This window comes from Reyranella soli (genome assembly GCF_007992495.1).
Classification (GTDB): Bacteria; Pseudomonadota; Alphaproteobacteria; order Reyranellales; family Reyranellaceae; genus Reyranella; species Reyranella soli.
Map to the genome: position 1 here is coordinate 1 of NZ_BKAJ01000335.1, position 2,345 is coordinate 2,345.

Below are 2,345 nucleotides of genomic sequence, written 5' to 3' on the forward strand. Positions count from 1 at the left end.
TTCATGAGCGCGCAAGGATGCGCGCGGTCCGGAAGACGAAAAGACATGAGCGGGCCTGGAGGCCCGCGGTCCGGCAAGACTAAAGCTGCTTCGCGCTGAACGTATCGCACTTCCTGGGATCGCCGCTCTCCAGACCGATGCGGAACCAGCGCATGCGCTGGGCGCTCGAGCCGTGGGTGAAGCTGTCGGGCACCACGCGGCCCTGCGCCTGGCGCTGCAGACGGTCGTCGCCGATCGCCGAGGCGGCGGCCAGCGCCTGCTCGACGTCCTTGTCGTCGATCATCTTGCCGCCGCGCGCGGCATCGGCGCGGTTCGCCCAGACGCCGGCGAAGCAGTCGGCCTGCAGCTCGACCCGCACCGATAGCGCATTGGCGTCGCGCTTGCTCATGCGCTCCTTCATCTGCTCGGTCTTGGCGCTGATGCCCAAAAGGTTCTGCACGTGATGGCCGACCTCGTGGGCGATCACGTAGGCCTGCGGGAACTGGCCAGGCGAGTGGAAGCGCCGCGCCAGGTCGTCGAAGAAGGCGAGGTCGAGATAGACCCGCTGGTCGGCCGGGCAATAGAACGGCCCCATCGCCGACTGGCCGACGCCGCATTCGGTGCGCGTTGCGTCGCGGTAGAGCACCAGCTTGGGCTCGCGATATTGCCGGCCGAGCTCCCGGAAGGCGGTCGTCCAGACATCCTCGGTGCTTTTGAGCACGCGCGACACGAACTGGGTCTCGGCATCGCCCGCCGGCTGCTGCCGCGGGGTGGTCCGGCTGGTCTGGGTTGGGGCGGGCTCATAGCTCGAAGTCCCGCCGCCGCCCAGCAGGGCAAAGGGATCGGCGCCGAAGATCAGGGCGATGACGATGAAAGCCACGAAACCCAGGCCACCCTTGAAGATGCCGCCTCCGCCGCCCGTCGGGATGGGGATGCCACCCATTCCGCCGTAGCCGCCGCCACCACCACCGAAATAGCCGCCATCACCGCGGCGATCCTCGATGTTGCTGCTTTCGTCGCCTTCCATCTGCATGACGGGTCTCCTGGGTCGAGATCGGCCCGAGATCGACTATATTGGGGGTGAGATGAGCCTTTCCATCGCCACCTGGAACATCAATTCGGTCCGTCTGCGGATCAATAACGTCAAACGCTATCTCAGGCTGCGCAAGCCCGATGTGCTGTGCCTGCAGGAGACCAAGTGCCCGGACGAGTTCTTCCCGCACAAGGCCTTCGAGGGGCTGGGCTACACGCACCGGCTGGTCCAGGGCATGAAGTCCTACAACGGCGTGGCGATCCTCTCCAAGGTGCCGTTCACCGCTAAAAACATTCACCATCGTTGCGGCAAGGAGGATTGCCGGCACATCGAGGTCGCGCTCGAAACCGGCGCCGATCCCATCCTGCTCGACAATCTCTACATCCCGGCCGGCGGCGACATTCCCGATCCGGCGGTGAACGACAAGTTCGCGCACAAGCTCGATTTCTACCGCGAGATGGCCCAGTGGTTCGCCGACCGCAAGCCCAAGGCGGGCGCCGCCAAGGGCCAGCGCCGCATCGCCGTCGGCGACCTCAACGTGGCGCCGCTGGAGCACGACGTGTGGAGCCACAAGCAGCTCCTCAAGATCGTGTCGCACACGCCGGTCGAGGTCGAGCTGTTCGGCCGCCTAAAAGCCTCGATCGACTGGATCGACGTGCCGCGCCGCTTCGTGCCCGAGGACAAGAAGCTCTATTCGTGGTGGAGCTACCGCAACAACGACTGGAGCGCCTCCAACCGCGGCCGGCGGCTGGATCATATCCTCGCCTCGCCGGCCCTGTCGGGCGCCATCAGAAGTCATCGCATCGACGTCGACCTGCGCGACTGGAAGCAGGCGTCCGACCACGTGCCGGTGATGGCGACGTTCGAGGTCTGAAGGGAGAAGCACATGACGTTCGGCGGTTTCATCGTGGTCCTGCTCATCGGCCTGGTCGTAGGCTTGCTGGCCCGCTTCATCACGCCGGGGCCCAACCCGCGCGGCATCATCGTCACCATCGTCATCGGCATCGTCGGGGCGTTCATCGCCACCGTGGGCGGCCAGGTGCTGCACCTCTATGCGCCAGGCGAGCCGGCCGGCTTCGTCGGCTCGGTCGTCGGCGCCGTCGTTCTGCTGGTGCTGCTGCGGCTGTTCAGCCGCTAGTGGCTCCGCACAGGGTTTTGACGAGCCGGCGCGGGGCCGACGAGATTGCCAGCACTGCCGGCACCGATGCCCGACCGCGAGTAATTCTGGCGCTCCATGGTCCGCAAAAATAGAACCGTAGTTGACTAGATTGAGCACTTAAGTTATATTGGTCTCGCGCCCGCCTCCCGGCGTGCTCCGCTCTATGCATCGTTC

Annotated in this window: 3 protein-coding genes; 2 read left to right on the forward strand and 1 reads right to left on the reverse strand. The window is 65.6% G+C overall.

Going from position 1 to position 2,345, the window contains the following annotated elements; genetic code table 11:
• Positions 1 to 79: 79 nt before the first annotated feature.
• Positions 80 to 1,012, reverse strand: a complete 933-nt coding sequence (ypfJ, locus tag RSO01_RS46545; RefSeq protein WP_147157438.1) for a KPN_02809 family neutral zinc metallopeptidase — start codon at positions 1,010 to 1,012, stop codon at positions 80 to 82.
• Between the two features lie 52 nt (positions 1,013 to 1,064).
• Between ypfJ and RSO01_RS46550 the strand changes: the two genes are divergently transcribed.
• Both RSO01_RS46550 and RSO01_RS46555 read left to right on the forward strand, forming a co-directional pair.
• Complete coding sequence (locus RSO01_RS46550) at positions 1,065 to 1,886, forward strand: exodeoxyribonuclease III (protein ID WP_147157439.1); 822 nt, start codon at positions 1,065 to 1,067, stop codon at positions 1,884 to 1,886.
• 12 nt (positions 1,887 to 1,898) lie between these two features.
• Positions 1,899 to 2,150: a GlsB/YeaQ/YmgE family stress response membrane protein gene (locus RSO01_RS46555; protein ID WP_147157440.1), complete on the forward strand. Its 252-nt coding sequence runs from the start codon at positions 1,899 to 1,901 to the stop codon at positions 2,148 to 2,150.
• Positions 2,151 to 2,345 lie beyond the last annotated feature (195 nt).